This is a genomic window from Micropruina glycogenica (assembly GCF_900289045.1).
GTDB lineage: Bacteria > Actinomycetota > Actinomycetes > Propionibacteriales > Propionibacteriaceae > Micropruina > Micropruina glycogenica.
In genome coordinates, this window is sequence record NZ_LT985188.1 from 2,648,776 (window position 1) to 2,674,083 (window position 25,308).

The window sequence follows — 25,308 nt, forward strand, 5'->3', positions numbered from 1 at the left end:
GTTGCGGGCGGCAGGCCCGGGTGGCGACTCTCAGCCGACGCGTTCGTGCACGGCCTCCAGCACGGCCCTGGCCTGCTCGGGTGTTCCGTTGCTCAGAATGCCGACGATCTCGTTGGCCACCATTTGCACCCAGGTGCGCGACGGACGGTACTGCCACGCGCGGCCGTCCAGTTCACGGGTGACTTGACCCTTCTTGGCGAGCCGATCCATCACCGTCATCACCGTGGTGTAGGCGAGTTCGCGATCGTTGGCGAGGGCCGCCTGAACATCGCGCACGGACATCGCTGTGGGGCTCGCCCACAGCACGTCCATCACCGCCTGCTCAAGGTCGCCGAACACTGGCACAACCTCAGCCTAACCACGATTGCCCACCTACGACACCGCGTAGTACATTTCGCCCATGGATCAGGTGACACTGGCTCGCTGGCAGTTCGGCATCACGACCGTCTACCACTGGTTCTTCGTTCCGATCACGCTTGCACTTTCGTTCATCGTGGCGATCTTCCAAACCCTCTGGTATCGATCGCGCAATGACAAGTACCTTCGCTTGACGAAGTTCTATGGAAAGCTCTTTCTGATCAACTTCGCGATGGGCGTGGTCACCGGCATCGTCCAAGAGTTTCAGTTCGGCATGAACTGGAGCGAATACTCGCGATTCGTCGGCGACATCTTCGGCGCACCGCTGGCGTTCGAGGCACTGTTGGCCTTCTTCATGGAGTCGACGTTCCTCGGCCTGTGGATCTTCGGCTGGGACCGGCTGCCCAAACATCTGCACCTGATGGCGATCTGGCTGGCGGCGATCGGCACCAACCTGAGCGCGATCTTCATTCTGGCCGCCAACTCGTTCATGCAGAACCCGCAGGGTGCGATCTACAACCCCGCCACCGACCGTGCCGAGATGCACGACTTCGGTGCCGTGCTGACCAACCCGGTGTTGTTGTGGGCGCTGCCGCACGTACTGATGGCGTCGTGGTTGACCGCCGCCGCCCTGGTGGCCGCCGTCTCGGGCTGGCACCTGATGAAGCTGAACCGTCCGGCGACCGAGGCCGAGGGGGACGAAGCCGCGACTGCTGTTGCAGCGACCAACTCCAAGCGCGAGCAGAGCATCGCCGCGCACCGTTTCGCCGCCACCTTCGCCGCGATCGCCATGCTGGTGTCGGGCGTGGGGCTGGTGATCACCGGCGACGAGTCGGGCAAGATCATGACGCAGGTGCAGCCCATGAAGATGGCCGCCGCCGAGGCGATCTATGAGAGCGCCGGCGGCGACGGGTCTGGTGCGCCGTTCTCGATTCTCACCATCGGCACCCTGGACGGGTCCCGTCCGCTGTTCGCGATCGAGGTGCCCAACCTGCTGTCGTTCCTCGCCACGGGCACGTGGGACGGCCGCGTCCAGGGCATCAACGAACTCAAGGCCGCCTACGCCGAGGGCCAGCTCGTCGACCCGAGCAACGAACTGCAGCAGGCCTACGCCGAGCACATGCGCGCCTGGGGCGTCGACACGTTCACCCCGATCATTCCGGTGACGTACTGGAGCTTCCGGCTGATGATCGGCCTGGGCATGGCCGCCATCGCCGTCGCGCTGTTGCTGTTGTGGTTCCTGCGCAAGGGCGGGCTGCCACCCGACAACAAGTGGCTGACGCTGCTGTTGGTGCTGATGCCGCTCGGACCGCTGTTCGGCAACTCGGCCGGCTGGATCTTCACCGAGATGGGCCGGCAACCCTGGATCGTCTCGGGCACGTTGCCCACCATGGCGGGGGTGTCTCCGGGGGTCACGGTGCTCGAACTGTGGATCAGCCTGATCGGCTACACCCTGGTGTACGGCGCCCTGGCCGTGGTCGAGGTGGGCCTGATGCTGAAGTACATCCGGCTGGGGCTGCCTGAGGTCGAGCCCGTCGAACAGATCACCCACGACGACGACGTTTTGTCGTTCGCTTACTGAGAGAGGGTGTCGAGTCATGATCGTCGAACCCAGCACCCTGCAGATCGTCTGGTTCTGCCTCATCGCCGTGCTGTGGATCGGGTTTCTCGTTCTCGAAGGTTTCGACTTCGGCGTCGCCATGCTGCTGCCGTTCATTGGTCGTAACGACAAAGAGAAGCGGGTACTGGTCAACTCCATCGGACCGCTCTGGGACGGCAACGAGGTCTGGTTGCTCACCGCCGGTGGCGCCACGTTCGCCGCCTTTCCGGGCTGGTACGCCACATTGTTCTCTGCGTTGTACCTGCCGCTGTTCCTCATTCTGATGGGGCTGATCGTGCGCGGCCTCGCCTTCGAGTACCGGGCGAAGCGGCCCGAACAGGCCTGGAAAGACCGCTGGGACTGGGGCGCCTGCATCGGCTCGTTCGTGGTGTCGCTGGTGTTCGGCGTCGGCTTCGCCAACTTCGTCAAGGGGCTGCCGGTTCAGGTGGCCGACGGTCGCCAGGGCGTGCACGTGTTCACCGGCGGCTTCTGGTCGCTGTTCAGCCCGTTCGCGCTGCTCGGCGGCGTCACGCTGGTCGTGGTGTTCCTCTTCCACGGCGCGATCTTCCTGGCGCTGAAGACCCGCGGCGACATTCACACCCGCACCAAGGCGTTCGCCGAAAAGATCGGTCTGGTGGCGATCGGCGCCGGCGGCGTATGGCTGCTGTGGTCAAACCTCGCCTACGGCATCGGCGTCTCGGGCTGGATCCTGCTGCTGGTGGCGGCGGCCGGGCTCGGTTTCGCCTGGTTCATGGTGCGTCAGGACTCGGACGGCTGGGCCTTCGTCGGCACCGCCGTCGCCATCGTGGTGATCGCGATCGGCATCTTTCTCAGCATGTATCCCGACCTCGGCTTCGACAACTCGGCCGCCGAGACGCCCCTCAACATCGTCACCGCGTCGGCGAGCCCGACCACGCTGGGCATCATGACGTGGGCTGCGGGCGTGTTCGTGCCGATCGTGCTGGCCTACCAGGCGTGGTCGTACTGGGTGTTCCGGCGCCGGCTGAGCACCAAGAACATTCCGGACGACGTCAAGCACGCCGAGCCGGTCGCCTGACCCGGGTAGCGGTCGGTCGTCATTCCGGCGGACGCCGGAATCTCCGTCGGAACGGAGGGGTCCGGTGCGGCGATTACGAGGTCCCGACGTTCGCCGGGACGACAGGCGAGGCGACGTCCCCGGGTTTGTGCGCCCCTCGGCCCAACGTAACTGCCTTTGTGACACGTCGCTGCCCGCGTGCAGGCAGTGACGTGTCAGAAGGGCAGCTACGTCGGTTCCATGGCCAGTCAGCACCTGATGGGCAGCCGTGCAGCATGATGGGCACGTGACCACGTCCGACAGCGCTGCGACCCGGCGCCGCGGACCCCTCGACCCCAGGCTGCTGCGCCGGGGCCGCGCCACCCTCGGGTATCTGATCGCGGGCGTTGCCGTGGGGTCGGCGACGGCCGTGCTCACCCTCGTGCAGGCGTCCGCCCTGGCCCGGGCGCTGGGCGACATCTTCGCCACCCACACCCTGACCGTGCTGCAGCAGGTGTTCTGGCTGCTGGTCGCGGTGTTCGCCGGCAAGGCCGTGCTGGCCTGGCTGAACCAGTGGCTGGCGCATCGGGCCGCCGCTGCGGTCAAGTCACGGCTGCGGCGCGACGTGCTGGCCGCCCGGCTGGCCGATCCGGTCGACCCCGGCTCGTCCACGGCCTCGCTGGTCACCCTGCTCACCCAGGGCCTGGACGCCCTCGACGGCTACTACTCCAAGTACCTGCCGCAACTGGTGCTGGCGGTCACGGTGCCGCTGATCATCGGCATCGCCATACTGACCGCCGACTTCGCCTCGGCGATCGTGGTGGCGCTCACCCTGCCCCTGATTCCGATCTTCATGGCGCTGGTGGGCTGGACCACCGAGGCCCGCACCCGCAAGCGCTGGCTGGTGCAGACCCGGCTGGCCGGACACTTCGCCGACCTGGTGGCCGGGCTGCCCACCCTGCAGGTGTTCGGACGGGCCCGCGCCCAGGCCGAGGGGCTGCGTCGCTCAGAAGACGCCCACCGCGGCGAAACCATGGGCACGCTTCGCATCTCGTTTCTGTCGGCGCTGGCGCTCGAACTGCTCAGCACCCTGTCGGTGGCGATCGTGGCCGTCGGCATCGGCTTTCGCGTCGTGTTCGACCAGGTCGACCTGACCACCGCGTTCTTCGTGCTGATTCTGGCCCCCGAGGTGTACCTGCCGGTGCGCCAGGTGGGCGTGCACTACCACGACGCCGCCGACGGCATGGCGGCGGCCGAATCGGCCTTCGCGATCATCGAGTCGGCCCCTACCACCCCGCCACGCACGGCATCGGCGCCGGTGCCGAACGCCCCGCGGCTCAGCGTGGACGCCCTGTCACACACCTACCCCGGCGCCCAGGCGCCGGCACTGGCTCCGGTGGGGTTCGACCTGCACCCCGGCGAACTGTTGGTGGTCACCGGGCCGTCCGGCTGCGGCAAGACCACACTGCTCAACGCCCTGATGGGGTTCATCGCACCCACGGCCGGACGCGTACTCGTCGACGGGGCCGCTCTCGATGCGGCCTCCAGGCGCGAGCGCATCGCCTGGGTGGGCCAGACCCCGGGCATGATCAGCGGCACCATCGCCGACAACGTGCGCTTGGGCGACCCCGACGCCGACGACGCCGCGGTGCGCCAGGCCCTTCGACAAGCGGGCGGCGGCAGCCTCGACCCGGCCCGCGGGGTCGGCGACGACGGCGAGGGCCTCTCGGCCGGCGAACGCCGCCGGGTGGCGGTGGCCCGGGCGTTGCTGTGGGTGGCGTCCGGACGCGCCGACCTGCTGGTGCTCGACGAACCGACCGCGGGGCTGGACGAAGGCACCGAAACCGCCCTGCTCGACGCACTGGACGGCGTCACCACCGTGGCCGTGTCGCACCGTCCGGCGGTGATCGCGCGCGCCGACCGGGTGCTCACGCTGCCCGCGGGTTGATCGTTCCTCCGTTGCGCCTCGGCGTCAGCGGCGGACGGCTACCCCTGCCCACCAACCGCCAAGCCGACCAGCTCTCACAGGTCTCGACACGCTCGACCAGCGGGTTGGGATGAGATCGACCAGCCTCAGGTGCGCGCCCACCAGTCGATCATCGTGGTGGCGCTGTCTGAATCGGACGTCGCCTCGATGAAGAACCGCTGCTTCTTGAAGGTCCAGGCCACTCGGCCGGCGCCGTCCAACTCGGCCGACCCGAGCTTGCCCAGCTTTTCGCTGGGCTTGTCGGTGTACCACCACTGGGTGAGTGCCGGAGGCTTCTTCCAGTTGCTGCCGATCTTGCTCTTGCTCACCTTGGCGCGGGCGAAGAAGTCGTCCATCAGGTCGGTCAGGTCGGCGTTGTCGTCGGCCCAGCGCAGCGAAACCGTGACGTTGCCGTCGAGCTTGCCGCGGCTGTTGGCGGCGCAGGTGAACGCCTCGCGCGGCTCGTCGCTGGGGTCGGGGGCGCAGGTGTTGATCACCACGAACTGCTTCAGGTACACCGCCCAGTCGCACTGGGTCTTGCTCAACGCATCGGCGCAGGCGGCGCTGGTGGTGCCGGACGGCTTGGGGCTGGCACTCTCACTGGGCTGCTCGCTGGGCGATTCGGACGGCTCGTCGGTCGGCGTGATCAGTACCGACGGTTCGGCGCTGGGCTCGACCGACGTGGGCGGGGCTGTGCTGACCGTCGGCGTGGCCGTGGTGGCCGGCCGTAGGAACAGAAACCAGGCGAGCAGCCCGAGCACCACGACGGCGGCCACGATGCCGATGATCAGCGGGGTCGAGTTGCGTCCGCCGCCGGCTCCACCGGACGGGGCCGGGTAATTGCCGCCCGGGGGCTGGGCTCCGCCACCGGCCGGGCCGTACTGGCCGGGCGCCGCGTACTGCCCGGGAGCGCCGTACTGGCCGCCCGACTGAGCGCCTTGGCCGTACTGGCCCGGCTGACCGTACTGACCCGGCTGCTGCCCGTACGGGGGCTGGTTGCTCTGGCCATACATGCCCGGCTGGCCGGTCGCGCTGAACGACCCGCCCGGGTACTGCTCACCGGCGGGCAGCGGCTGGGTGGGCGGGTACTGCTGGCCCGCCGGCAGCGGTTGGGTGGGGTGGCTGCCCCAGTTCGAGCCTTGCGGTGAGGGGTCCGAGCCGCCTGCGGGGTTCGGGCTCCAGCCGGACGGCGGCTGCTGCGGATTGCCTCCGCTCGGCGTGTTCGGTGGCTGGCTCACGGCGTCCTCCCCTGTTGCTCCGACGCTTCGCCGGAACACCTGCGCTGATGCGGCCAAGGTTACCGCCGAGCAGGCCCGAATCGGTGGCCTATTCTGCTGCCATGAGCGCAGACGGGCCCGCGATGCCCGCGGGCCGGTTCTGGGTGTTGCGCCTCATGCCGGACGCCCCCGGTAGAACCGCGCTCGCCGTGCTGTTGGCCTTCGGTGCCAGCGCGGCCTCGGTGGCGCTGATGGCGGTGTCGGCCTGGTTGTTGTCGCGGGCCGCCGAACACCCTCCGGTGCTCTACCTGCAGGTCGCGGCCATCGGCGTGCGGGTGTTCGGCATCAGCCGCGGCCTGTTTCGCTACCTCGAACGGCTGGTCGGCCACGACGTGGCGTTGCGGCTGCAGAGCGCCCTGCGCATCGGCACCTACCAGCGACTCGCCCGCACCACGCTGTTGGGCTCCCGCCGTGGCGACCTGCTGGCCCGGGTGACCGCCGACGTCGACGCCGTGCTCGAGCTGATCGTGCGGTTCGTGGTGCCGGTGGTGTCGGCTTCGCTGGTGATCGTCGCGACGTCCGCCGTCTTCGCCGCCTTCTCACCCGCGACGGCCCTGTGGCTGCTGGGCTCGGCCCTGGTCGCCGGGGTGTTGGTGCCGGGCCTCGCGCAATGGCTGTCGCGGCGTTACGACGAGGCCGCCGCACCCGCCCGCGGCGAACTGGCGGCGGGCGTGCACGAACTGGCCCGCACCGCCCCCGACCTGGTCGCCTACGGCGTCGCCGACGCCGCGCTCGGCCGGGTGCTGGCCGTTGACGAGCGGTTGAAGCGGCAGGACGACCGCAGCGCCTGGATTCGCGGCGTCGCAGCCGGCTGCCAGGTGCTCGCTGCGGCGGTGGCGGTGCTCGCCGCCCTACTGATCGGCGGCAGTCAGGTGGCCGACGGCACGCTGCCGCCGGTGATGCTGGCCGTGCTGGTGCTCACCCCACTGGCCCTGCACGAAGTGCTCAGCACCCTCACCCAGGCGGCGCAGAGCGCTACTCGTTCGTTGGCTTCCCTGCGCCGGGTGCGCGAGGTGCTGGACGCTCCCCCGGTCGGCGTCGGCGATCGCGACCTGCCCCCGCCGGTGGCGCCCGGCGCCCTGGTGCTCACCGGTCTGGCGATCGGTTGGCCCGGGGCTCCCACCCTGATCGAGGGCATCGACCTCACCATCGCCCCCGGCGAGGCGGTCGCCGTCGTGGGGCCGTCCGGCAGCGGCAAAACCACGCTGGCCGCCACGATTCTGGGCCAGATTCCGCCCAAGGCCGGCACCGTCGAGGTGGTCGGACGGGTGGGCTACCTCGCGCAGGACGCGCACATCTTCGCCACGTCGGTCGCTGAGAACGTGCGCATCGGCAACCGCGACGCCGACGATGCCGACGTCCGCAAGGCGCTCGACCGGGCCGGCTTGCCGTTGCCCCTCGACCGGGTGGTGGGCGAGCACGCCGGCACTCTCTCGGGCGGCGAGGCCCGACGGCTGGCGCTGGCCCGGTTGTTCGTGGGCGACTTTCAGGCGGTGGTGCTCGACGAGCCGTCCGAGCATCTGGACGCCCTGACCGCCGAAGCGCTGCTCGACGACCTGTTCGGAAGCTTCACGGGTGTGCCGCTGCTGGTGGTCACCCATGATCCCGACGTCATCGCCCGCTGCGACCGCACCGTCGAACTGGCGGTTGGTGCGGTGCCATATCGTTGAGCCGTGAGTCAGTGGCCGGGTGACGGCAGTCAATACCGGCCCGGTTACGTCCCCCCGCCGGCGCCTCAGCAACCCACCTGGTCGGCCGGCCCAACGCAGTGGGCCCCGGTTCAGCAGCCGCAGTGGAGCCCGCCGGCACCCCGCCGCGGGCCCTCGCCGCTGGGTTTCATGGTGGTGCTGCTGATCGTGGTGGGCCTGGTGGTGGCCGGCCTGCAGACGCTGCCGATCGGCACCGATCCGGTGCCCCTGCCCGGCTCGTCGACCACCCCCTCGCCGAGTTCCAGCACGCCGACCACCAACAAGTCGACGGGCGTCGGCGTGCCCGAGCTCACCGACAGCGCCCTCTACCGTCAGACGCTCAGTGGTACCTGCCCGAAGCCCGTCAAGACGATTTCGTCGCGCAGCCAGTACCAACAGCAGGTCGACGACCTGATCGCGTGCCTAGAAACCCTGTACCGCCCGGTGATCGATTCGGCCGGGGGCGACTTCAGCACGGTGAGCCGCACGTTCTACGACAAGACGGTCGCATCGCCGTGCGGCAAAGAGACCGACGCCTATGCCTTCTACTGCGAGACCGACAACACCATGTACTTCTCGAATCGCGTGTACGAAGACGCGCAGTACGCCCGGTTGTCGGTGGCCGACGTGGTGGTGCACGAGTACGGCCACCACGTGCAGGCGATGATGAACTTCTTCGACGAGTCCGACGGCCTCGACGAGAAGCGCACGGTCACGATTCGGCGGATCGAACTGCAGGTGTTCTGCTGGACCTACTACGTGTTCGCCCACGTGCCGAGCTTCGAGCTGACCGGCTCTGACAAGGAGTTCTTTCTCGACGTCTGGGGCGACACCACCGACGCCGAGGGCCACGGCAGCGTCAAGGCGCAGCAGTACTGGGGGCCGCGCGGGCTCGACGGTGAGAACCTGGGCGCCTGCAACACCTGGGCGGTGAACGCCGACAAGGTGAAGTGACGGCCGACGGGAGCACGCAATGGTGGAACGCGAAGACCTGAGCATTCACGACCCCTGGATCGACGGGGTCTGCGCCGCGCTGGGGGTGCCCCGCGAGGCGCTCGATGTCGACGCCGTGCTGGCTCTGGCCGGACGGGTGGCGCACCGGGTCGCCCGTCCGATGGCCCCGGTGTCGACGTTTCTGGCGGGGTACGCCCTCGCGTCGGGCGCCGCGTCGTTCGACGAGGTGCGCCGGGTGATTCTGAACGTCCCGGCGCGAGATGGGGACGGTTCCTAACTCGCGCCACCTGACGTCCCGGCGCCGCATGGGGACGGTTCCCAACTCGCGCCACCTGACGTCCCGGCGCGAGATGGGGACGGTTCCCAACTCACGCCACCCCCCGGGAGTGAGCGTCGATCGGCTGCGACCTTTGCGGTTCACCTGCCGGGACCAGCGCGCCGGGTTAGATTCAAAGGGCTTCACCTCGCCGTCGAGAGGACGCCATGACCGAGCCGCCGCGTCTGGACATGACCCATCTGCCCGACCTCGCCGCCACCACCGGCCGGGTCGGCCCCGTGCGCACCCGCATGCCCGTCTACGTCGACCTGCTGCCGCCGTGCAACAACGCCTGCCCCGCCGGCGAGAACATTCAGGAGTGGTTGCGGCTGGTCAAGGCCGAGCGCGACGAGGACGCCTGGCGCGAACTGACCCGCAACAACCCCTTCCCCGCCATTCACGGCCGGGTCTGTTACCACCCGTGCGAAACCGCCTGCAATCGGCTCGAACTCGACGGGTCGGTGTCGATCCACTCCGTCGAGCGCTACCTGGGCGACCTCGCCATCGAGAAGGGCTGGACGTTCCGCCGCACCCGCACCGCCACCGGCCGCCGGGTGCTGGTGATCGGGGCGGGCCCGTCGGGGCTGTCGGCGGCCTACCAGTTGGCCATGCTGGGCCACGATGTCGAGATTCGCGACGCCTCGCCCGAGCCGGGCGGCATGATGCGCTACGGCATTCCCGAGTACCGGCTGCCCCGCGACGTGCTCGACGCCGAGGTCGCCCGCATCGTCGCCCTGGGTGTGCGCATCGTCACCGACCACCGGGTCACCGACCTGCTGGTCGAACAGGCCGAGGGTCACTTCGACGCCGTCTTCGTGGCCATCGGCGCCCACCTGAGCAAGCGCATTGACATTCCCACCCGCGACGCGTCGCGCATCGTCGACGCGGTCAGCTTTCTGCGCGACGTGGCCAGCGGCGAACGGCCGGTGATCGGACGCAAGGTGGCCGTCTACGGCGGCGGCAACACTGCCATGGACGCCGCCCGCGTCGCCCGCCGGTTGGGTGCCGAAGAGTCGATCGTGGTCTACCGGCGCACCGTCGAGCAGATGCCGGCCCACGCCTCCGAGCGCGAGGAGGCGCTGGCCGAGGGCGTGCAGATGAACTGGCTGCGCACCATCGCGTCGCTCGATTCCAGCGACATGACCGTCGAGATCATGGAACTCGACGATGAGGGGCGCGCGGTGGGCACCGGCCGGTTCGAGACCCTGCAGGCCGACACCGTGATTCTGGCCCTCGGCCAAGAGACCGATTCGGACTTTCTCAAGGCCATTCCCGGCATGCGCTTCGATCACGACGTGCTGCAGGTCGATAGCCGCACCCTGATGACCGACGTGCCGGGCATTTTCGCCGGGGGTGACGCGGTGCCGTCCGAACGCACCGTGACGGTGGGGGTGGGCCACGGCAAACGCGCCGCCCGCACCATCGACGCCTGGCTCGACAGCCGCCCCCTGCGCGAGCTGCCCAAGCACGAGCTCGCCGACTTCGACAAGCTCAACCTGTGGTACTTCGGCGACAACCGCCGCAGCAGCCAGCCCGAACTCGACCCGGCCAACCGGGTCACCGCCTTCGACGAGATTCACGGCGGCCTGGACGTCACCCAGGCCCACGTCGAGGCGTCGCGCTGCCTGAGCTGCGGCAACTGCTTCGAATGCGACGGCTGCCTCGGCTCGTGCCCCGAGGATGCCATCATCAAGCTGGGCAAGGGCTTCAGATACCGCTTCGACTACGAGAAATGCACCGGTTGCGCGACCTGCTTCGAGCAGTGCCCCGTGCACGCCATCGAGATGATTCCGGAGCCACGATGAGAGCCATCATTGACGGCAACGAGGCCGCCGCGTCCGTCGCCTACCGCCTCAACGAGCTGTGCAGCATCTACCCGATCACACCGTCGTCCACCATGGCCGAGTTGGCCGACGAGTGGTCGGCGCAGCGCCGCCGCAACATCTTCGGCACCGTGCCCACCGTGATCGAGATGCAATCCGAGGGCGGGGCAGCCGGCGCGCTGCACGGGGCGCTGCAGGGCGGCGCGATGAGCACCACGTTCACCGCCTCGCAGGGCCTGCTGCTGATGATTCCCAACATGTACAAGATCGCCGGCGAGCTCACCTCGACGGTGCTGCACGTGGCGGCCCGGTCGCTGGCCGCGCAGGGCCTCAGCATCTTCGGCGACCATCAGGACGTGATGGCGGTGCGGCAGACCGGCTTCGCCCTGCTGAGCTCGGCCTCGGTGCAAGAGGCGCACGACCTCGCCGCGGTCGCGCAGGTGGCCACGCTGCGCTCACGCATACCGTTTCTGCACTTCTTCGACGGCTTTCGCACCAGCCACGAACTGAACACCCTCGAAATGCTGAGCGACGACGACCTCGCGGTGCTGGTCGACGAGCACCTGGTGCGCGAGCACCGCCGCCGGGCGCTATCGCCCGAGCACCCGATCATTCGCGGCACCGCCCAGAACCCCGACACCTATTTTCAGTCGCGCGAAACGGTGAACCCGTTCTATCTGGCGGTGCCGGGCATCGTGCAGCAGGCCATGGACGACTTCGCCGCCCTCACCGGCCGGCAGTACAAACTGGTCGAGTACCACGGTCACCCCGAGGCCGACCGGGTGATCGTGATCATGGGGTCCGGCGGCCAGACCGTGAAGCAGGCCATCGACCACCTGGCCGAGCAGGGCCAGCGGGTGGGGTGCGTGCAGGTGCGGCTGTACCGACCGTTCCCCACCGAGGAGCTGCTGGCAGCGATCCCCGCCAGCGCGACGCGCATCGCCGTGCTCGACCGCACCAAGGAGCCTGGGGCAGGCGGCGAGCCGCTGTTCCTCGACGTGGTGGCGGCCCTGGGCGAGGCGTACGCGAGCAAGCAACTGCGGCACGCCGGCACCGAGATCCCGGAGCAAGCCCGGCACGCCGACCCCCGTCATCCCGGCGAACGCCGGGATGACGACCCGACCACCGACCGTCCGATGCCCTTGGTGATCGGCGGACGCTACGGGCTGTCGTCCAAGGAGTTCACGCCGCCCATGGTGGTGGGCATCTTCGACGAACTCGCCCTCGACCGTCCGCGGCCCCGGTTCACCGTGGGCATCAACGACGACGTCACCCACCTGTCGCTGCCGTACGCCGCCGAACTCGACCTCGAAGACCCGCACACCCACCGGGCGGTGTTCTACGGCCTGGGCTCCGACGGCACCGTGGGCGCCAACAAGAACACCATCAAGATTCTCGGCGGCACCGGCGACTTCTACGCCCAGGGCTACTTCGTCTACGACTCGAAGAAGTCAGGCTCCCGGACGGTGTCGCACCTGCGGTTCGGCGACAAGCCGATCGAGGCGCCCTACCTGGTGAGCAAGGCCGGCTTCATCGGCTGCCACCACTGGTCGATTCTCGACCGGGTCGACGTGCTCGAGTTCGCCCGTCCGGGCACGGTGCTGCTGATCAACGCGCCCTACCCGCCCGCGGACGTGTTCGCGCGGCTGCCGCGCGACATGCAGCAACGCATCATCGATCTGGGCATCGAGTTGTGGACCATCGACGCCGGCGCCGTGGCCCGCGCCGCCGGCATGGGCAACCGCACCAACACCGTGCTGCAGACCTGCTTCTTCGCGATCAGCAAGGTGCTCGAACCCGACGTGGCGATCGAGAAGGTGAAGGCCGCGATCCGCAAGACCTACGCCCGTAAGGGTGCCGACGTGGTGGCCCGTAACGAGGCCGCGGTGGACGCCTCCGTGGCCTCGCTGCACCGGGTGCCCGTGCCAGCCGCACCGGTCGGCGACGCCGAGCGCATTCCGCCCGTGCCGGCCGAGGCGCCCGAGTTCGTCCGCACCGTGACCGCGTCGATGCTGGCCGGCACCGGCGACCTGCTGCCCGTGTCGGCCCTGCCGGTGGACGGCAGCTACCCCTCGGGCACCACCAAGTACGAGAAGCGCAACATCTCAGAGATCATCGCGGTGTGGGATCCGGAGGCCTGCATTCAGTGCGGCAACTGCGCCTTCGTGTGCCCGCACGCGGTGCTGCGGGCCAAGTACTACAAAGACGACGCGCTGGCCGACGCGCCCCCCGACTTCTTGTCGGCCCCGCTGAACGCCGCCGGTTTCCCGGGCTCGCGCTACACCTTGCAGGTGTACGCCGAAGACTGCACCGGCTGCGGCCTGTGCGTCGAGGCCTGCCCGGTCAAACCCATCAAAACCCCTGACCGCAGGGCGATCAACCTCGCCCCCGTGCTGGAGCGCAGCACCGAGAAGGCCAACGTCGACTTCTTCGAGACGCTGCCGGTGAACAAGCGCTCGCGCATCGACTTCGCCACCGTGCGCGGCACCCAGTTTCTCGAGCCGCTCTTCGAGTTCTCGGGCGCCTGCTCCGGCTGCGGCGAGACGCCGTACCTGAAGCTGCTCACCCAGCTGTTCGGGGGGCGGGCCAGCGTGGCGAACGCGACCGGCTGTTCGTCCATCTACGGCGGCAACCTGCCCACCACGCCCTGGTCGCGCAACAAGTACGGCCGCGGCCCGGCCTGGTCGAACTCGCTGTTCGAAGACAACGCCGAGTTCGGGCTGGGGTTGCGGCTGGCCGCCGACCTGCAGACCGACCTGGCCCGGCAACGCCTGGACGCGCTGCGCCCCGAGTTGGGCGACGAGCTGGTCGAGCTGGTGTTGACCGCGCCGCAGCAGTACGAGAGCGACCTGACCCACCAACGGGCCCGGGTCGAGCACCTCAAGCGGCTGCTGGACGAGATGCTCACCACCGGCCGCAGCCCACAGCACGTCACCCTGCTGTTTCCGCTGGAGGTGTTCCGGGCCCACGGCGGGCACGTCGAAATGGTCGGCCGCAGGCCGGTGCCCACCGGTGAGGCGGAGTTCGAGACCCACACCGAGGTCCCCGCCGACACGCCGCTGGACGGCGCCCGGCTGCGGTTGATCGAAGACCTGCGCAGCGTCGCCGACCACCTGCTGCGCCGCTCGGTCTGGATCGTCGGCGGCGACGGCTGGGCCTACGACATCGGGTCGGCGGGCGTCGACCATGTGCTGGCGTCGGGCCGTGACGTGAACGTGCTGGTGCTCGACACCGAGGTGTACAGCAACACCGGCGGACAGGCGTCCAAGTCGACGCCGATGGGGGCGGTGGCGAAGTTCGCCGCGGCCGGCAAGACCACCTACAAGAAGGACCTGGCGATGCAGGCCATCGCCTACGGCAACGTGTACGTGGCGCGGGTGGCGATGGGTGCCGATCCGCAGCAGACGCTGCGGGCGCTGCGCGAGGCCGAGATGTACGCCGGGCCGTCGCTGATTCTGGCCTACAGCCACTGCATCGCCCACGGCATCGACATGCGCAAGGGGCTCGACCAGCAGTACCTGGCGGTCAACTCGGGCCACTGGCCGCTGATGCGGTTCAACCCGGTACTGCGCGAGGCGAACAAGAACCCGTTCCTGCTCGATTCGCCCCGGCCCCGCGTGCCGCTGCGCGACTACCACAAGAACGAGCTGCGGTTCAGAATGCTGGCCAACACCCACCCCGACGAGGCCGAACGCATGCTGCAACTGGGCCAGGACCAGGTGCTGCGCCGGTTCGCCGAATACGAACAACTGGCGTCCAGTGACGCGAACATGTTCGCCCAGGGCGCCCGCTGAGCCGGGCCCGCAACTGAGAAAGCAGGTGGTCATGGACCTCACCACGCAGTACCTCGGCCTCACGCTGCGCAACCCGGTGGTGGCCTCGGCGGGTCCGTTGTCGCAGACCGTGGCCGGGGTGCGCGAACTGGCTGCCGGCGGCGTGGGCGCCATCGTCATGTACTCGTTGTTCGAAGAGCAGGTGCGCCGCGAACTGCTGCGCGACGCCGAACTCGAGCAGGCGCACGACGAGTCGTTCGCCGAGGCGCTGAGCTACTTTCCAGCCTCCGCCGAGCGGGCCGAGCCGGGGGTCGCCGACCGCTACGTCGACCTGGTGCGCCGAGCGGCCCAGGCCGTGGACGTGCCCGTGATCGCCAGCATCAACGGTTCGTCGCTGGGCGGCTGGATCGAGATCGCGCGGCAACTGGGCGACGCGGGGGCGTCCGCGATCGAGTTGAACATCTTCCTGGTGCCGGGCGACCTGCGCGTCACCGGCGACGAGGTCGAGCGGCAGCATCTCGACATCGTCACGGCGGTGCGGCGGGCGACCGACCTGCCGCTGGCGGTGAAGCTGAGCCCGTTCTTCTCCTCGCCGGGCAACATGGCGCTGCGGCTGATCGAGGCGGGCGCTGACGGGTTGGTGCTGTTCAACCGGTTCATTCAGCCCGAGGTCGACGTCGAGGCGTTGACCGTGAAGCCCTCGGTGGCGCTGTCGTCGCGGTTCGAGGGCCGGCTGCCGCGCACCTGGATCGCTTCGCTGGCCCGGCACACCAACGCGTCGCTGGCGGCCACCTCGGGGGTCGAAGAGAGCTCCGACGTGGTGCGGTACCTGCTGGCGGGGGCCGATGTGGTGATGAGCACGTCCGCGCTGGTGCGGCACGGGGCCGGGTACGCCCACAGCCTGCTGATGGGCCTGCAGGACTGGATGGCCCGGCACGACTACGCCTCGGTCGACCAGTTCCGGGGGCTGCTGGCGGTGCCGAGCGACGTCGACGCCGACGCCGTGGCGCGCGCCGGCTACGTGGCCGCGCTCGAGAACGCCCGAAGGGTGTACGGCTCGATTCACCGCTGACCTGCATTGCGCTGGTCGAGCCTGTCGGGACCTGCGAGCCAGAATGGGGACGGTTCCACTTCCGGCTCAGGGGACGGTTCCACTTCCGGCTCAGGGGACGGTTCCACTTCCGGCTCAGGATCACCGTTACTGGAAGGCGGACGGGCGCTGGTCTCGTCCGGGCTGGACCCGCCTGACCCACAGAGCACTTTCAGCGCGACCGATTCCGCCATCGGTCTGGTGTCCGGTTGCACCACAGCTGCCACGAGATAGCACGGCACCAGTCGCCGAACTTGGCACCAGTGACGGATGCCGGTATCGATGAGTCATCCCTGGGGCGCGACCCCACTAGCCTGAGCCCTATGGCCGATCTCGACCCCGCGACAGCGGACGATCCGCACAGCTTCGAGCACCCGCACGCCGCCGAGGTGGACGTCACCGCCGACGAACGCGTGGAGCGTCCGTTGACCATCGCCCAGTTCACCGACAACTACGGCCCGGCCCATTCCGGCCTGCTGTACGCGGTGCAGTTCTTGGAGTCCCAGGTGCTGGCCGCCGGGCACCGGGTGTTGCTGGTGGCCCCCGAGGCCGACGGCCCCAACCCGCTGGCCGACAACCCGCACCGGCGCGAGATTCGCATGCCGTCGGTGCGCATTCCGGGCGCCGGCATTCGGCTGTCGCTGGGCAAAGACCTGGAGTTTCGGCTCGCGCAACTGGTGGCCGACCCGCCCGACATCGTGCACGTGCACGGCCTGGGCACCGTCGGCCTGCTGGGGGTGTGGGTGGCGCAGCGGGCAAATCGTCCGTTGGTGGTGACCTGGCACACCGACCTCGAGGCCTACGCCGAGCACTACTGGCACCTGGGGCCGTTTCTGTACGGCGCCTACCAACTCATCGCCCTGCGGGCCGAGCCCAAGCCGTGGAAGGCGCTGGCCAAGATGCGGCCCAAGCGTCCCCGCCGAGGCGGCGCGCAGTTGCAGTTGCTGCAGGCCGCGGCCGACATGCTGACCAGCGCCGACGTGGTGACCACCCCGTCCGACAAGACCGGCACCCGCGTGCTCGAACTGGCGCCGAAGGCGAAGGTGCGAGTGGTGCCCAACGGGCTCGACCCGCTGCCCGAACGCCTCGCCATTCCCAAGGCCAAGGGCCCCCGCCTGCTGTACGTCGGACGAGTCTCCCCCGAGAAGGGCCTCGACCTGCTGCTGGACGCGTTCGAGCTCGTCCAGGACTTCGAGCCCGACGCCGAACTGATGATCATCGGCGACTGGAAGGACAGTCCGCCCGGGCTGCGCCGACGGCTGCAGAAGGCGGCCCGACGCGGCGGCACCAAACTGGTCGGACGGGTGCCGCGCGACGATCTGGCGGGCTATTACGCGGGCTCGGACGTCTTCGTCTTTCCCTCGATGACCGACACCCAGGCGTTGGTGCTGCACGAGGCGGCGCTGTGCGGGTTGCCGTTGGTGATCGTCGACCCCGAGCTGAACCTGGTGGTCGATCCGGGGGTGAACGCCGTGGTGGCACGGCCCAACGTGGTGTCGCTCAGCCAGGCCATCATGGCCATGCTGCGACTGCTGAAAGACCCCGCGGTCGCCGCCGAGGGCGCCACGCGCAGCCGCGAGCTGGCCGGGCAGTGGACGATCGAACGCCAGGCCACCGAGATGATGAGCATCTACGAAGACCTGATTGCGGGCCGTCCGGTGCCGGTGAGTGAGAACCTCAAACCCGACCTCGGCCGCCCCCGGCTGGGTGGTCGACTGCACTGAACGCCCACCCATCGGGTCGAGTTGGGCGAGACCATGGCGCGGGGACGGTTCCCGTCTCGCGCCAGATCCGCAGGTGGCGCGGGTTAGGAACCGTCCCCATCTCGCGCCAGGCTCACCCCTTGAACGTGCGCAGCCGCAGGCTGTTCAGCACCACGAACACCGAACTGAACGCCATCGCCGCGCCCGCGATCATCGGGTTGAGGTAGCCCGACGCGGCCAGCGGAATCGCCGCCACGTTGTAGGCGAAGGCCCAGAACAGGTTGGTCTTGATGGTGGCCAGCGTGGCCCTTGACAGCCTGATCGCGGTGGCCGCCAAGCGCAGATCGCCGCGCATCAACGTCAAGTCGGACGCCGCGATCGCCGCGTCGGTGCCGGTGCCCATCGCGATGCCCAGATCGGCCTGGGCCAGGGCCGCCGAGTCGTTGACGCCGTCGCCCACCATAGCCACCTGGGTGCCGTCGGCCTGCAGCCGGCGGATCTCGGCCAGCTTGTCGGCCGGCAGCACGTCGGCGATCACGGTGTCGATGCCGACCTGTTCGGCCACGGTTTCGGCCACCGCCACGCTGTCGCCGGTGAGCAGCACCGGGGTGAGGTGCAGCGACTTGAGTTGCGCCACCGCTTCGGCCGAGGTGGGTTTCACGGTGTCGGCCACGGCGATCATGCCGGCCAGTGCGCCGTCCACGGCCACCAGAACGGCGGTGTGACCCTTGGCCTGCGCGGCCTCGAACGCGGCCGTCACGGCGGCCTCGGGGGCCGCCTCGGCAACCAATGCCGGCGTGCCGACCAACACCTGGCGGCCGTTGACCTGAGCCCTGATGCCGCGCCCGGGCAGGTTGGTGAACTCGGTCACGGTGGCACCAGGGACGGCTCGCTCGGCGATGGCTCGGGCGATCGGGTGCTCCGAGGCCGACTCGGCGGCGCCCGCCAGGCCCAGCCAGTCGCCGTCCGGCCCGAAGGTGTCGACCACGGCCATCTCGCCGCTGGTGACGGTGCCGGTCTTGTCGAGCACGATGGCGCCGATCGAGCGGGTGCGTTCGAGAACCTCGGGGCCTTTGATGACGATGCCCAGTTGGGCGCCGCGACCGGTGCCCACCAGCAGCGCGGTGGGGGTGGCCAGGCCGAGCGCGCAGGGGCAGGCGATGATCAGCACCGCCACGGCCGCGGACGACGCGAACGCCAGCCCGGCCCCCGCCAGCAGCCAGCCCGCCCAGGTGAGCACGGCCAAGCCGATCACGATGGGCACGAACACCGCGCTGATTCGGTCGGCGAGCCGCTGCACGTTCGCCTTGCCGGTCTGAGCCTGTTCGACGAGTCGCGCGATGTGCGCCAGTTGGGTGTCGGCCCCGACTCGGGTGGCCTTGACCACGAGGCGTCCGTTGGCGTTGACCGTGGCGCCGATCACGGCGTCGCCTGGGCCGACGTCGACCGGCACCGACTCGCCGGTGACCATGGACGCGTCCACCGCCGAGTCGCCGTCGACCACCTCACCGTCGGTGGCGATCTTCTCGCCCGGACGCACCACGAACTCGTCCCCGGGCTTGAGAAAGTCGACCGGCACCCGGGTCTCGACGCCGCCGCGCAGCAGGGTGGCCTCGGTGGCGCCCAATTGCAACAGCGCTCGGACGGCTTCGCCCGCCTTGGCCTTGCTGCGCGCCTCGAACCAGCGGCCGAGCAGCAGAAACGTGACGATGGCCGCGACGGCCTCGAAGTAGATGCTGCCCTCGCCCGTGCCCCGCTGCAGGGTGAGTTCGAAGGGGTGGGTGTAGCCAATCATGCCGGCGTGGCCGAAGAACAGCGCGAACAGCGACCACCCGAAGGCGGCGGTGGTTCCGAGGCTGATCAGGGTGTCCATGGTGGTGGCGCCGTGCCGGGCGTTCACCAGGGCCGAGCGGTGAAACGGCCAGGCCGCCCAGACGTACACGGGAATGGTCAGCGCCAACGACACCCATTGCCAGCCGGCGAACTGCCAGCCCGGCACCATGGCCAGGGCGATCACGGGCACGGCCAGCACGGCGCTGACGATCACCCGGGTGCGCAACTGCGCGGCGTGGTCGACCTCGGGCCGCTCGGGGTCGGGCAGAGCGGCGTGGTAGCCGGCCTGTTCGACCACGGCGATCAGGTCGGCGACGGGTATCGGGGCGTCGGTGAGCACCCGCGCCTTCTCGGTGGCGTAGTTCACCGAGGCGGTGACCCCGTCGACCTTGTTCAGCTTCTTCTCGATACGCGCGGCGCAACTGGCGCAGGTCATGCCGTCGATGTCGAGTTCGACCGAGGTGTGCTGGGTGGTGGTCATGTCTTCTTTTCAGATTCGATGTGCGGGGATCGTGGTACGCGCGATGCCGGTGGGAGGCTCGCCTTCTTCGGTGGGCGGCGATCTCGAGATCGGCCAACGCTTTCGGGTACGCCTTCAGGTTTCCGGCTGCAACGCGAGATCGTTGACGGCTTCCCGCCATCGTGCAGGGATCTCGAGATCGCAACCCCTGACCGTGCCGGGGGGTCCGCCCGTCCCAGAGCGGAGTCCGTCGGCGGGCGATCAGGCCAGCGTGTAGTCCCCGGCCTCGGCGACGGCCTCGACCACGCGGTCGAAGTCGACCGGGTCGGTCGAGGTGACTACGAGCCGTCCGTCTTCGAGGGTCACCGCGACGTCGGTGACGCCCGGAATCTGCTTCACCTCTTCGGTGACGGCGGCGACGCAGTGGCCGCAGGTCATGCCTTCGACGGTGTAGGTGGTTTGCATGGTGTCTCCTTCTGTTCGGTTCATGAACGCACCAGGCGCGCGATCGCTTCGCGGGCCTCGGTGAGCTTGGTTTCGGCCTCGTCGCCACCCTGCTGCACGGCCTGCGCGACGCAGTGCCGCATGTGGTCGTCCAACAGGCCCAGGGCGACCGTTTCGAGGGCACGGGTGGCGGCCGAGATCTGGGTCAGGATGTCGATGCAGTAGCGGTCGTCGACGACCATCTTGGCCACTCCGCCGACTTGACCCTCGATGCGTCGCAGGCGCTTGAGGTAGTCGTCCTTGCTGGTCAGGTAGCCCCGCGTGGCCTGGTGGCCGGATTGATTTTCGGTGGTTTCGGGTTGTGTCGATTGTGTCGCCTGTGACATGTGTTCCTCCCGGGCCGTGGTCGCCGTCCATCACCGCTTGTCAGCATACCCCCCAAGGGTATGGATTGTGAAATCTGAAGATGTGGACAACCAGGGCGCGCCGGTGCATACACCCCCCTCTCTGTGGCCTGTCAAGAGGGCGTCGAGAACATGGCCTCAGCCTGCACTCAGGTGAAACTCACCTGAACGGCATGTTAAGACACCTTGTCGGACGGCGTTTCGCAAGCCCGTTTTTTCGTCGTCCACCGACCCGTCGGCGCGTCGTGCACAGGCCGCACGGCGCGTCTCCACAGAATCCACAAGCAAAACTCGTTTCTGTGGATAACCCGAGTTGGACGACCCCCGAGGAGCAGGTCTATCGTCGTCACGTAGGCCACCCCCACCCACCGGCGGGCAGCCCTTGAGAAGTACAGAATTCGAACATGTGAACGTCAACTGATCGTCTGACGACCGCGCCTTCGGCGGTGTGTTGCTGCGCGCCCACACAGAAGTGTCAGCGCGCGCCCGTAGCGTCATGATCGTAGACGTTCGCGCACAGGAGGGTCATGTCACTCGCGTCGCTTCCCCCGTACGAGGAAGACCCTCGCGAGTTCGCCGCGCCCGATCGCACCCCGCCGCAAGACGTGCAGGCCGAGCAGTCGGTGCTCGGGGCCATGCTGCTCAGCAAAGACGCCATCGGCGACGTGGCCGAGGTCGTGCGGGGCCGTGACTTCTACCTGCCCAAGCACGAGCAGATCTACGAGGCCGTCATCGACCTGTTCGGCCGGGGCGAGCCGGCCGATGCCATCACGGTGGCCGACGAGCTGGCCAAGCGGGGCGAACTGGGCAAGATCGGCGGGCACATCTACCTGCACGACCTGCTGTCGATGGTGTCGATCGCCAGCAACGCCAGCTACTACGCCGAGATCGTCAAAGAGAAGGCGATTCTGCGGCGGCTGGTCGAGGCGTCCATCAAGATCAGCCAGATGGGTTACGCCGGCGGCGGCGAGGTGGCCAGCATCGTCGATCAGGCCCAGCAGGCCATCTACGAGGTGGCCGAGGGCAAGACGTCCGACGATTACGAGCCGCTCAGCGTGCTGATGGAGCGCACCCTCGACGAGATCGAGTCGCTCAGCCAGCACGGCGTGATGTCGGGGGTGCCGACCGGGTTCGTCGATCTGGACGAGCTGACCAACGGCCTGCACGCCGGCCAGATGATCATCATCGCGGCCCGTCCCGGTATGGGTAAGTCGACGCTGGGGCTCGACCTGGCGCGGGCGGCGTCCATCAAGCACAAGCTGACCAGCTGCTTCTTCAGCCTCGAAATGGGCAAGTCAGAGATCGTGCAGCGGCTCATCTCGGCCGAGGCCGGGGTGCCGCTCAACCACATTCGCAAGGGCCAGATGGGTGACGACGACTGGCAGCGCATCGCCCGCAAGACCGGCGAGGTGAGCAGCGCGCCGCTGTTCATCGACGACTCCCCCAACCTGACCATGATGGAAATCAGGGCCAAGGCGCGGCGGCTGAAGCAGCGGCACGACCTCAAGCTGGTGATCGTCGACTACATGCAGCTGATGACCTCGGGCAAGAAGGTCGAATCGCGCCAGCTCGAGGTGTCTGAGTTCAGCCGCCAGATGAAGCTGCTCGCCAAAGAGCTGGACGTGCCCGTGGTGGCGCTCTCGCAGCTCAACCGTGGCCCCGAGCAGCGCACCGACAAGAAGCCCATGCTGTCAGACCTGCGCGAGTCGGGCTCGCTCGAACAAGACGCCGACATGGTGATCCTGCTGCACCGCGCGGACGCCTACGACAAGGACTCCGACCGGGTGGGCGAGGCCGACTTCATCGTGGCCAAGCACCGCAACGGCCCCACGGCAACGATTTCGACGGTCTTCCAGGGCCACTACAGTCGCTTCGTTGACATGCAGCGCTGAGGCAACCTGTCGAGATGCAGCGAACATGAGCCAAATGCCCCTGGTAGTTCAACTATGAGCAACCTGAGAACTTCAGGATCGATGAGTCCGAACCTTGGAGGGCGAAGTGGAGACTGACTTCTTCTTTGTCGGTGATCGAGCCCAAGCCTTCTGGGATTGGGATCTTAAGGACAAGAACCTTGAGTTCCTCCAAGGCCTCGACCCTGACTACTGCGTCTTCATCGCCCAACAGATGGCACCCCTGCTCGACGACCCAGACACCTGCCAGTACGCCGCCGCGGCCCTGCGCGTCGCGTACGGGCAAGGCATTGAGACACTCATGGCGCTAGTGGCCGCGGCGCTTCAGGCACCCACCTGCCCACTTGGCTGGATGCTCTCCTATCAGACGGCGGAACTGCGGACCTTCATCGAGCGGATCCGACGGCCGTCCGGGTCTCCGCTCGTCTATCCGATGTTCCGGCGGCCGTATCTAGACGGTTTGGCCGATGAGGTCCTGGCGCCGCTGCCTTATCCCGACCCGAAAAGGAAGTGGGTCGTCGAAGGCTTCACTCGTTTCTGGTACCAAGCCTCAGCCGACTTCGTGGACTCTGATCAGACCGTTGAGTACAACGCCATCAAGCACGGCACCCGATTGACCCTCGGCGGCTCCTACTGGGCCATCGGCCGCGAGAGCATTGTTGGCGAAGCAGCTCCTGAGATGCATTCCATGGGTGGGAGTGAATTCGGAAGCTCCATCTTCACGAAGGAGAAGGTCGCCGGGGACAGCGTCCATTGGCGCCCAAGGAGACGCTTGAGAAACTGGGCCCCTGAGACCTGGGTGCACGACCTGCAGCTTGTATCCATGTCCCTTCGGAACCTGATTTCGTTCCTGAAGACGGTGTCGGGTGTCGACCCAACGACCTGCCAGTACCAGAATCCCGAGTCGCCCGACCTCTTTGAGCGCCAAGAGACTGGGATTGGCTTTCTGGGCTCCTCATTCGACACCAGGGTGAGTGCGAGTGACATCCGCCGACTGTCGAAGGCTGACGTCGAGGCGGCCATTCGCCGCCACTGGACGAAGCAAACTGAGCGCATTCAACATGCGGTGAGCGGCGAGAGCGCCGAGGAGTCCCCGTGACCACCGCTGCTCGCGAACGGGATGACGAGAAGGCCCGGATGGTGGTTCGAACGTTCTTCGTTCGGGCCCGCCGGGTGGCTGCGCACTCATTGATGCAGAAGCCCGAGGTCGAGCGACTCGAGCAGCTGGCCCAAGGGACGTGGAATATCACCTTGCAGGACGATGGGAAGGCGGTCACCACGATAGACCTTCCATCGGAAGAGGCAATGGAGTCTCTGGCCGCCCGGCTCCGCCCATTCACGTTGACCGGCGAATCGGTTTACCACCGCAAAGTGATCAAGGCACTGAGGCGCATGACGCACGGTCGGCTGACTGACGTCCAAGCGGACCGGCTAGACCAGTTTGGCGTGACTCTCGCCGAGCTTGACCTTTCCGGACCGGCGGCGCAGGCCTTCGTGGTCGAGGGCCGCGAGGCTGACGGGAAGGTGCTGCCGCGCACTTCCGACACGAGCTTGGCTGGCGGGTGGTTCTATCTTGACGTCGCGCACACGGACGCCGAGGGACATAAGCAGGCTGCTGAACAGCACGGGATTGATCTGAGGTACGAGGCCGCAGCAGCGAGCTTCGCGCGACTAGCGCTCGTTGTGGCGAACTTGCTGCGCTTCGTGAGAGAACTCCGCGATGCCGGCGCCATTGACTTGGACGACGATGCCGAGATGATCGCGGTCACCGCCAACACGACGCGCGAACGCGAGATGCGCGTCTTCGTCGCGCCGATCGATACCGTAATTCCGGCCATTGGCACACTTTCGCCCCTGTTCCACCAGCTCAACCGAGGCGATGTCCTGAGCCTGGACCCGGCCCGCCGGGTCACATTGACGTTCAGGGGTACCGATGAGCAGCTCCTATCTGTGCACGAAGGGGTCGTGGTTCGCCAAGCCACAGCCGAAGGGCCACTCGACGTAGAACTCTGCATTGACGACTGTTGGACCTTGTTTCTCACCGGGTCGGGCGATGACGTATTGCTGACCAGCCAATGGCGAGTGACGAACAACCGTCAGCTACTGGGTCACGCTCAGCTCGAAGCAGACCTTGCTGCCGCCTCGACCGCACAACTATGCGTGAACGGCTCGGACAGCCTTCAGATCATGGAACCCTTCGAACCTGACGACGGGGCCGCAGCACGCTGGCGGGCGATCGCCGCATTCTTCGATGACATCGTCAATCTCGAACAGGTCGCTTCCGACAACTTCCCGATGCTGCAGGGCCGCGCCACACACGACGACGTGGCCATGGCACACCTACTTCGAATGCTCGCCGAGGGCCGCATCGTGCAAGGGAACAGTGAGGCTGTAGCCGTAATGGGACCGGCCCAACCGACCCCAGACCGATTCGCCATCGAACCCCAGACCGTCCAGATCTGCAACATCTCAGTGGAGCAACCCAGGCTGTTGGGCTTCCATCCTCAGGTGCGGGCCAGTTCCGGTGGCCTGGATGCACCCGATCCCGCTCTCGTTCATTGGACCCTCAGCCTCCCGCCCGGTGCCCGGTGGTTTGTGGTCTCGCTGGATGCTCGCTCCAGCGATGATGAATTGGCTGACCTCGTTGCGGAGGCCCTGTCAGACTTCCCTGCGATGCCTGCAGCCAATTGAGGAA

18 protein-coding genes are annotated in these 25,308 nt (G+C 68.0%); 13 read left to right on the forward strand and 5 right to left on the reverse strand.

Annotated features, from left to right (window positions below; all coding sequences use genetic code 11):
- Positions 1-30: 30 nt before the first annotated feature.
- Positions 31-345: a BlaI/MecI/CopY family transcriptional regulator gene (locus MPLG2_RS12475; RefSeq protein ID WP_105186413.1), complete on the reverse strand. Its 315-nt coding sequence runs from the start codon at positions 343-345 to the stop codon at positions 31-33.
- 55 nt (positions 346-400) lie between these two features.
- Here MPLG2_RS12475 and MPLG2_RS12480 point away from each other — a divergent pair, with 55 nt between their 5' ends.
- The 3 genes from MPLG2_RS12480 (at position 401) to cydD (ending at position 4,920) form a co-directional block, all read left to right on the forward strand.
- Positions 401-1,939, forward strand: a complete 1,539-nt coding sequence (locus tag MPLG2_RS12480) for a cytochrome ubiquinol oxidase subunit I (RefSeq protein ID WP_105186414.1) — start codon at positions 401-403, stop codon at positions 1,937-1,939.
- 16 nt (positions 1,940-1,955) lie between these two features.
- On the forward strand, positions 1,956-3,014 hold the full coding sequence (gene cydB, locus MPLG2_RS12485; protein ID WP_105186415.1) for a cytochrome d ubiquinol oxidase subunit II: 1,059 nt from the start codon (positions 1,956-1,958) through the stop codon (positions 3,012-3,014).
- 355 nt (positions 3,015-3,369) lie between these two features.
- The gene (gene cydD, locus MPLG2_RS12490) at positions 3,370-4,920 is read left to right on the forward strand and encodes a thiol reductant ABC exporter subunit CydD (protein WP_105187655.1); all 1,551 of its coding nucleotides are present in this window, start codon (positions 3,370-3,372) and stop codon (positions 4,918-4,920) included.
- Positions 4,921-5,045: 125 nt separating this feature from the next.
- Here the strand turns inward: cydD and MPLG2_RS12495 are convergent, their stop codons facing one another.
- Positions 5,046-6,176: a hypothetical protein gene (locus MPLG2_RS12495; protein WP_105186416.1), complete on the reverse strand. Its 1,131-nt coding sequence runs from the start codon at positions 6,174-6,176 to the stop codon at positions 5,046-5,048.
- A 101-nt stretch (positions 6,177-6,277) separates the two neighbouring features.
- On the opposite strand from MPLG2_RS12495, the gene cydC reads away from it, so the two are divergent.
- The 7 genes from cydC to MPLG2_RS12535 all read left to right on the forward strand — a co-directional run bounded on the left by cydC (position 6,278) and on the right by MPLG2_RS12535 (position 17,583).
- Positions 6,278-7,885 (forward strand): thiol reductant ABC exporter subunit CydC, encoded by a 1,608-nt coding sequence (gene cydC / locus MPLG2_RS12500; RefSeq protein WP_408632040.1) that lies wholly within the window; start codon positions 6,278-6,280, stop codon positions 7,883-7,885.
- A gap of 3 nt (positions 7,886-7,888) precedes the next feature.
- Entirely contained in the window at positions 7,889-8,857 is a 969-nt protein-coding gene (locus MPLG2_RS12505) for a neutral zinc metallopeptidase (RefSeq protein WP_158681147.1), read from the forward strand.
- A 19-nt stretch (positions 8,858-8,876) separates the two neighbouring features.
- On the forward strand, positions 8,877-9,134 hold the full coding sequence (locus MPLG2_RS12510) for a DUF6457 domain-containing protein (RefSeq protein WP_105186418.1): 258 nt from the start codon (positions 8,877-8,879) through the stop codon (positions 9,132-9,134).
- A gap of 206 nt (positions 9,135-9,340) precedes the next feature.
- Positions 9,341-10,978 carry an NAD(P)-binding protein gene (locus tag MPLG2_RS12515; RefSeq protein WP_105186419.1) on the forward strand — a complete coding sequence of 546 codons (1,638 nt, stop codon included), beginning with the start codon at positions 9,341-9,343 and terminating at the stop codon, positions 10,976-10,978.
- Positions 10,906-14,790, forward strand: a complete 3,885-nt coding sequence (gene nifJ, locus MPLG2_RS12520) for a pyruvate:ferredoxin (flavodoxin) oxidoreductase (RefSeq protein WP_408632041.1) — start codon at positions 10,906-10,908, stop codon at positions 14,788-14,790. The genes MPLG2_RS12515 and nifJ overlap by 73 nt, the downstream gene beginning before the upstream one ends.
- A gap of 31 nt (positions 14,791-14,821) precedes the next feature.
- Positions 14,822-15,841, forward strand: a complete 1,020-nt coding sequence (locus tag MPLG2_RS12525) for a dihydroorotate dehydrogenase-like protein (protein ID WP_105186420.1) — start codon at positions 14,822-14,824, stop codon at positions 15,839-15,841.
- Positions 15,842-16,182: 341 nt separating this feature from the next.
- Positions 16,183-17,583 carry a glycosyltransferase gene (locus tag MPLG2_RS12535; protein WP_105186421.1) on the forward strand — a complete coding sequence of 467 codons (1,401 nt, stop codon included), beginning with the start codon at positions 16,183-16,185 and terminating at the stop codon, positions 17,581-17,583.
- Positions 17,584-17,695: 112 nt separating this feature from the next.
- Here MPLG2_RS12535 and MPLG2_RS12540 read toward each other — a convergent pair whose 3' ends face one another.
- From MPLG2_RS12540 to MPLG2_RS12550, 3 genes are all read right to left on the reverse strand, one after another.
- Positions 17,696-19,876 carry a heavy metal translocating P-type ATPase gene (locus MPLG2_RS12540; RefSeq protein ID WP_105186422.1) on the reverse strand — a complete coding sequence of 727 codons (2,181 nt, stop codon included), beginning with the start codon at positions 19,874-19,876 and terminating at the stop codon, positions 17,696-17,698.
- A 240-nt stretch (positions 19,877-20,116) separates the two neighbouring features.
- On the reverse strand, positions 20,117-20,320 hold the full coding sequence (locus MPLG2_RS12545; RefSeq protein ID WP_105186423.1) for a heavy-metal-associated domain-containing protein: 204 nt from the start codon (positions 20,318-20,320) through the stop codon (positions 20,117-20,119).
- Positions 20,321-20,340: 20 nt separating this feature from the next.
- Positions 20,341-20,685, reverse strand: a complete 345-nt coding sequence (locus tag MPLG2_RS12550) for a metal-sensitive transcriptional regulator (RefSeq protein ID WP_105186424.1) — start codon at positions 20,683-20,685, stop codon at positions 20,341-20,343.
- A gap of 545 nt (positions 20,686-21,230) precedes the next feature.
- Between MPLG2_RS12550 and dnaB the strand changes: the two genes are divergently transcribed.
- From dnaB to MPLG2_RS12565, 3 genes are all read left to right on the forward strand, one after another.
- Positions 21,231-22,595 (forward strand): replicative DNA helicase, encoded by a 1,365-nt coding sequence (gene dnaB, locus MPLG2_RS12555; RefSeq protein ID WP_105186425.1) that lies wholly within the window; start codon positions 21,231-21,233, stop codon positions 22,593-22,595.
- A 106-nt stretch (positions 22,596-22,701) separates the two neighbouring features.
- Positions 22,702-23,712, forward strand: coding sequence for a hypothetical protein (locus tag MPLG2_RS12560; RefSeq protein WP_105186426.1), 1,011 nt, complete (start codon positions 22,702-22,704; stop codon positions 23,710-23,712).
- Positions 23,709-25,304 (forward strand): hypothetical protein, encoded by a 1,596-nt coding sequence (locus tag MPLG2_RS12565; protein WP_105186427.1) that lies wholly within the window; start codon positions 23,709-23,711, stop codon positions 25,302-25,304. The genes MPLG2_RS12560 and MPLG2_RS12565 overlap by 4 nt, the downstream gene beginning before the upstream one ends.
- The last annotated feature ends 4 nt before the right edge of the window (positions 25,305-25,308 follow it).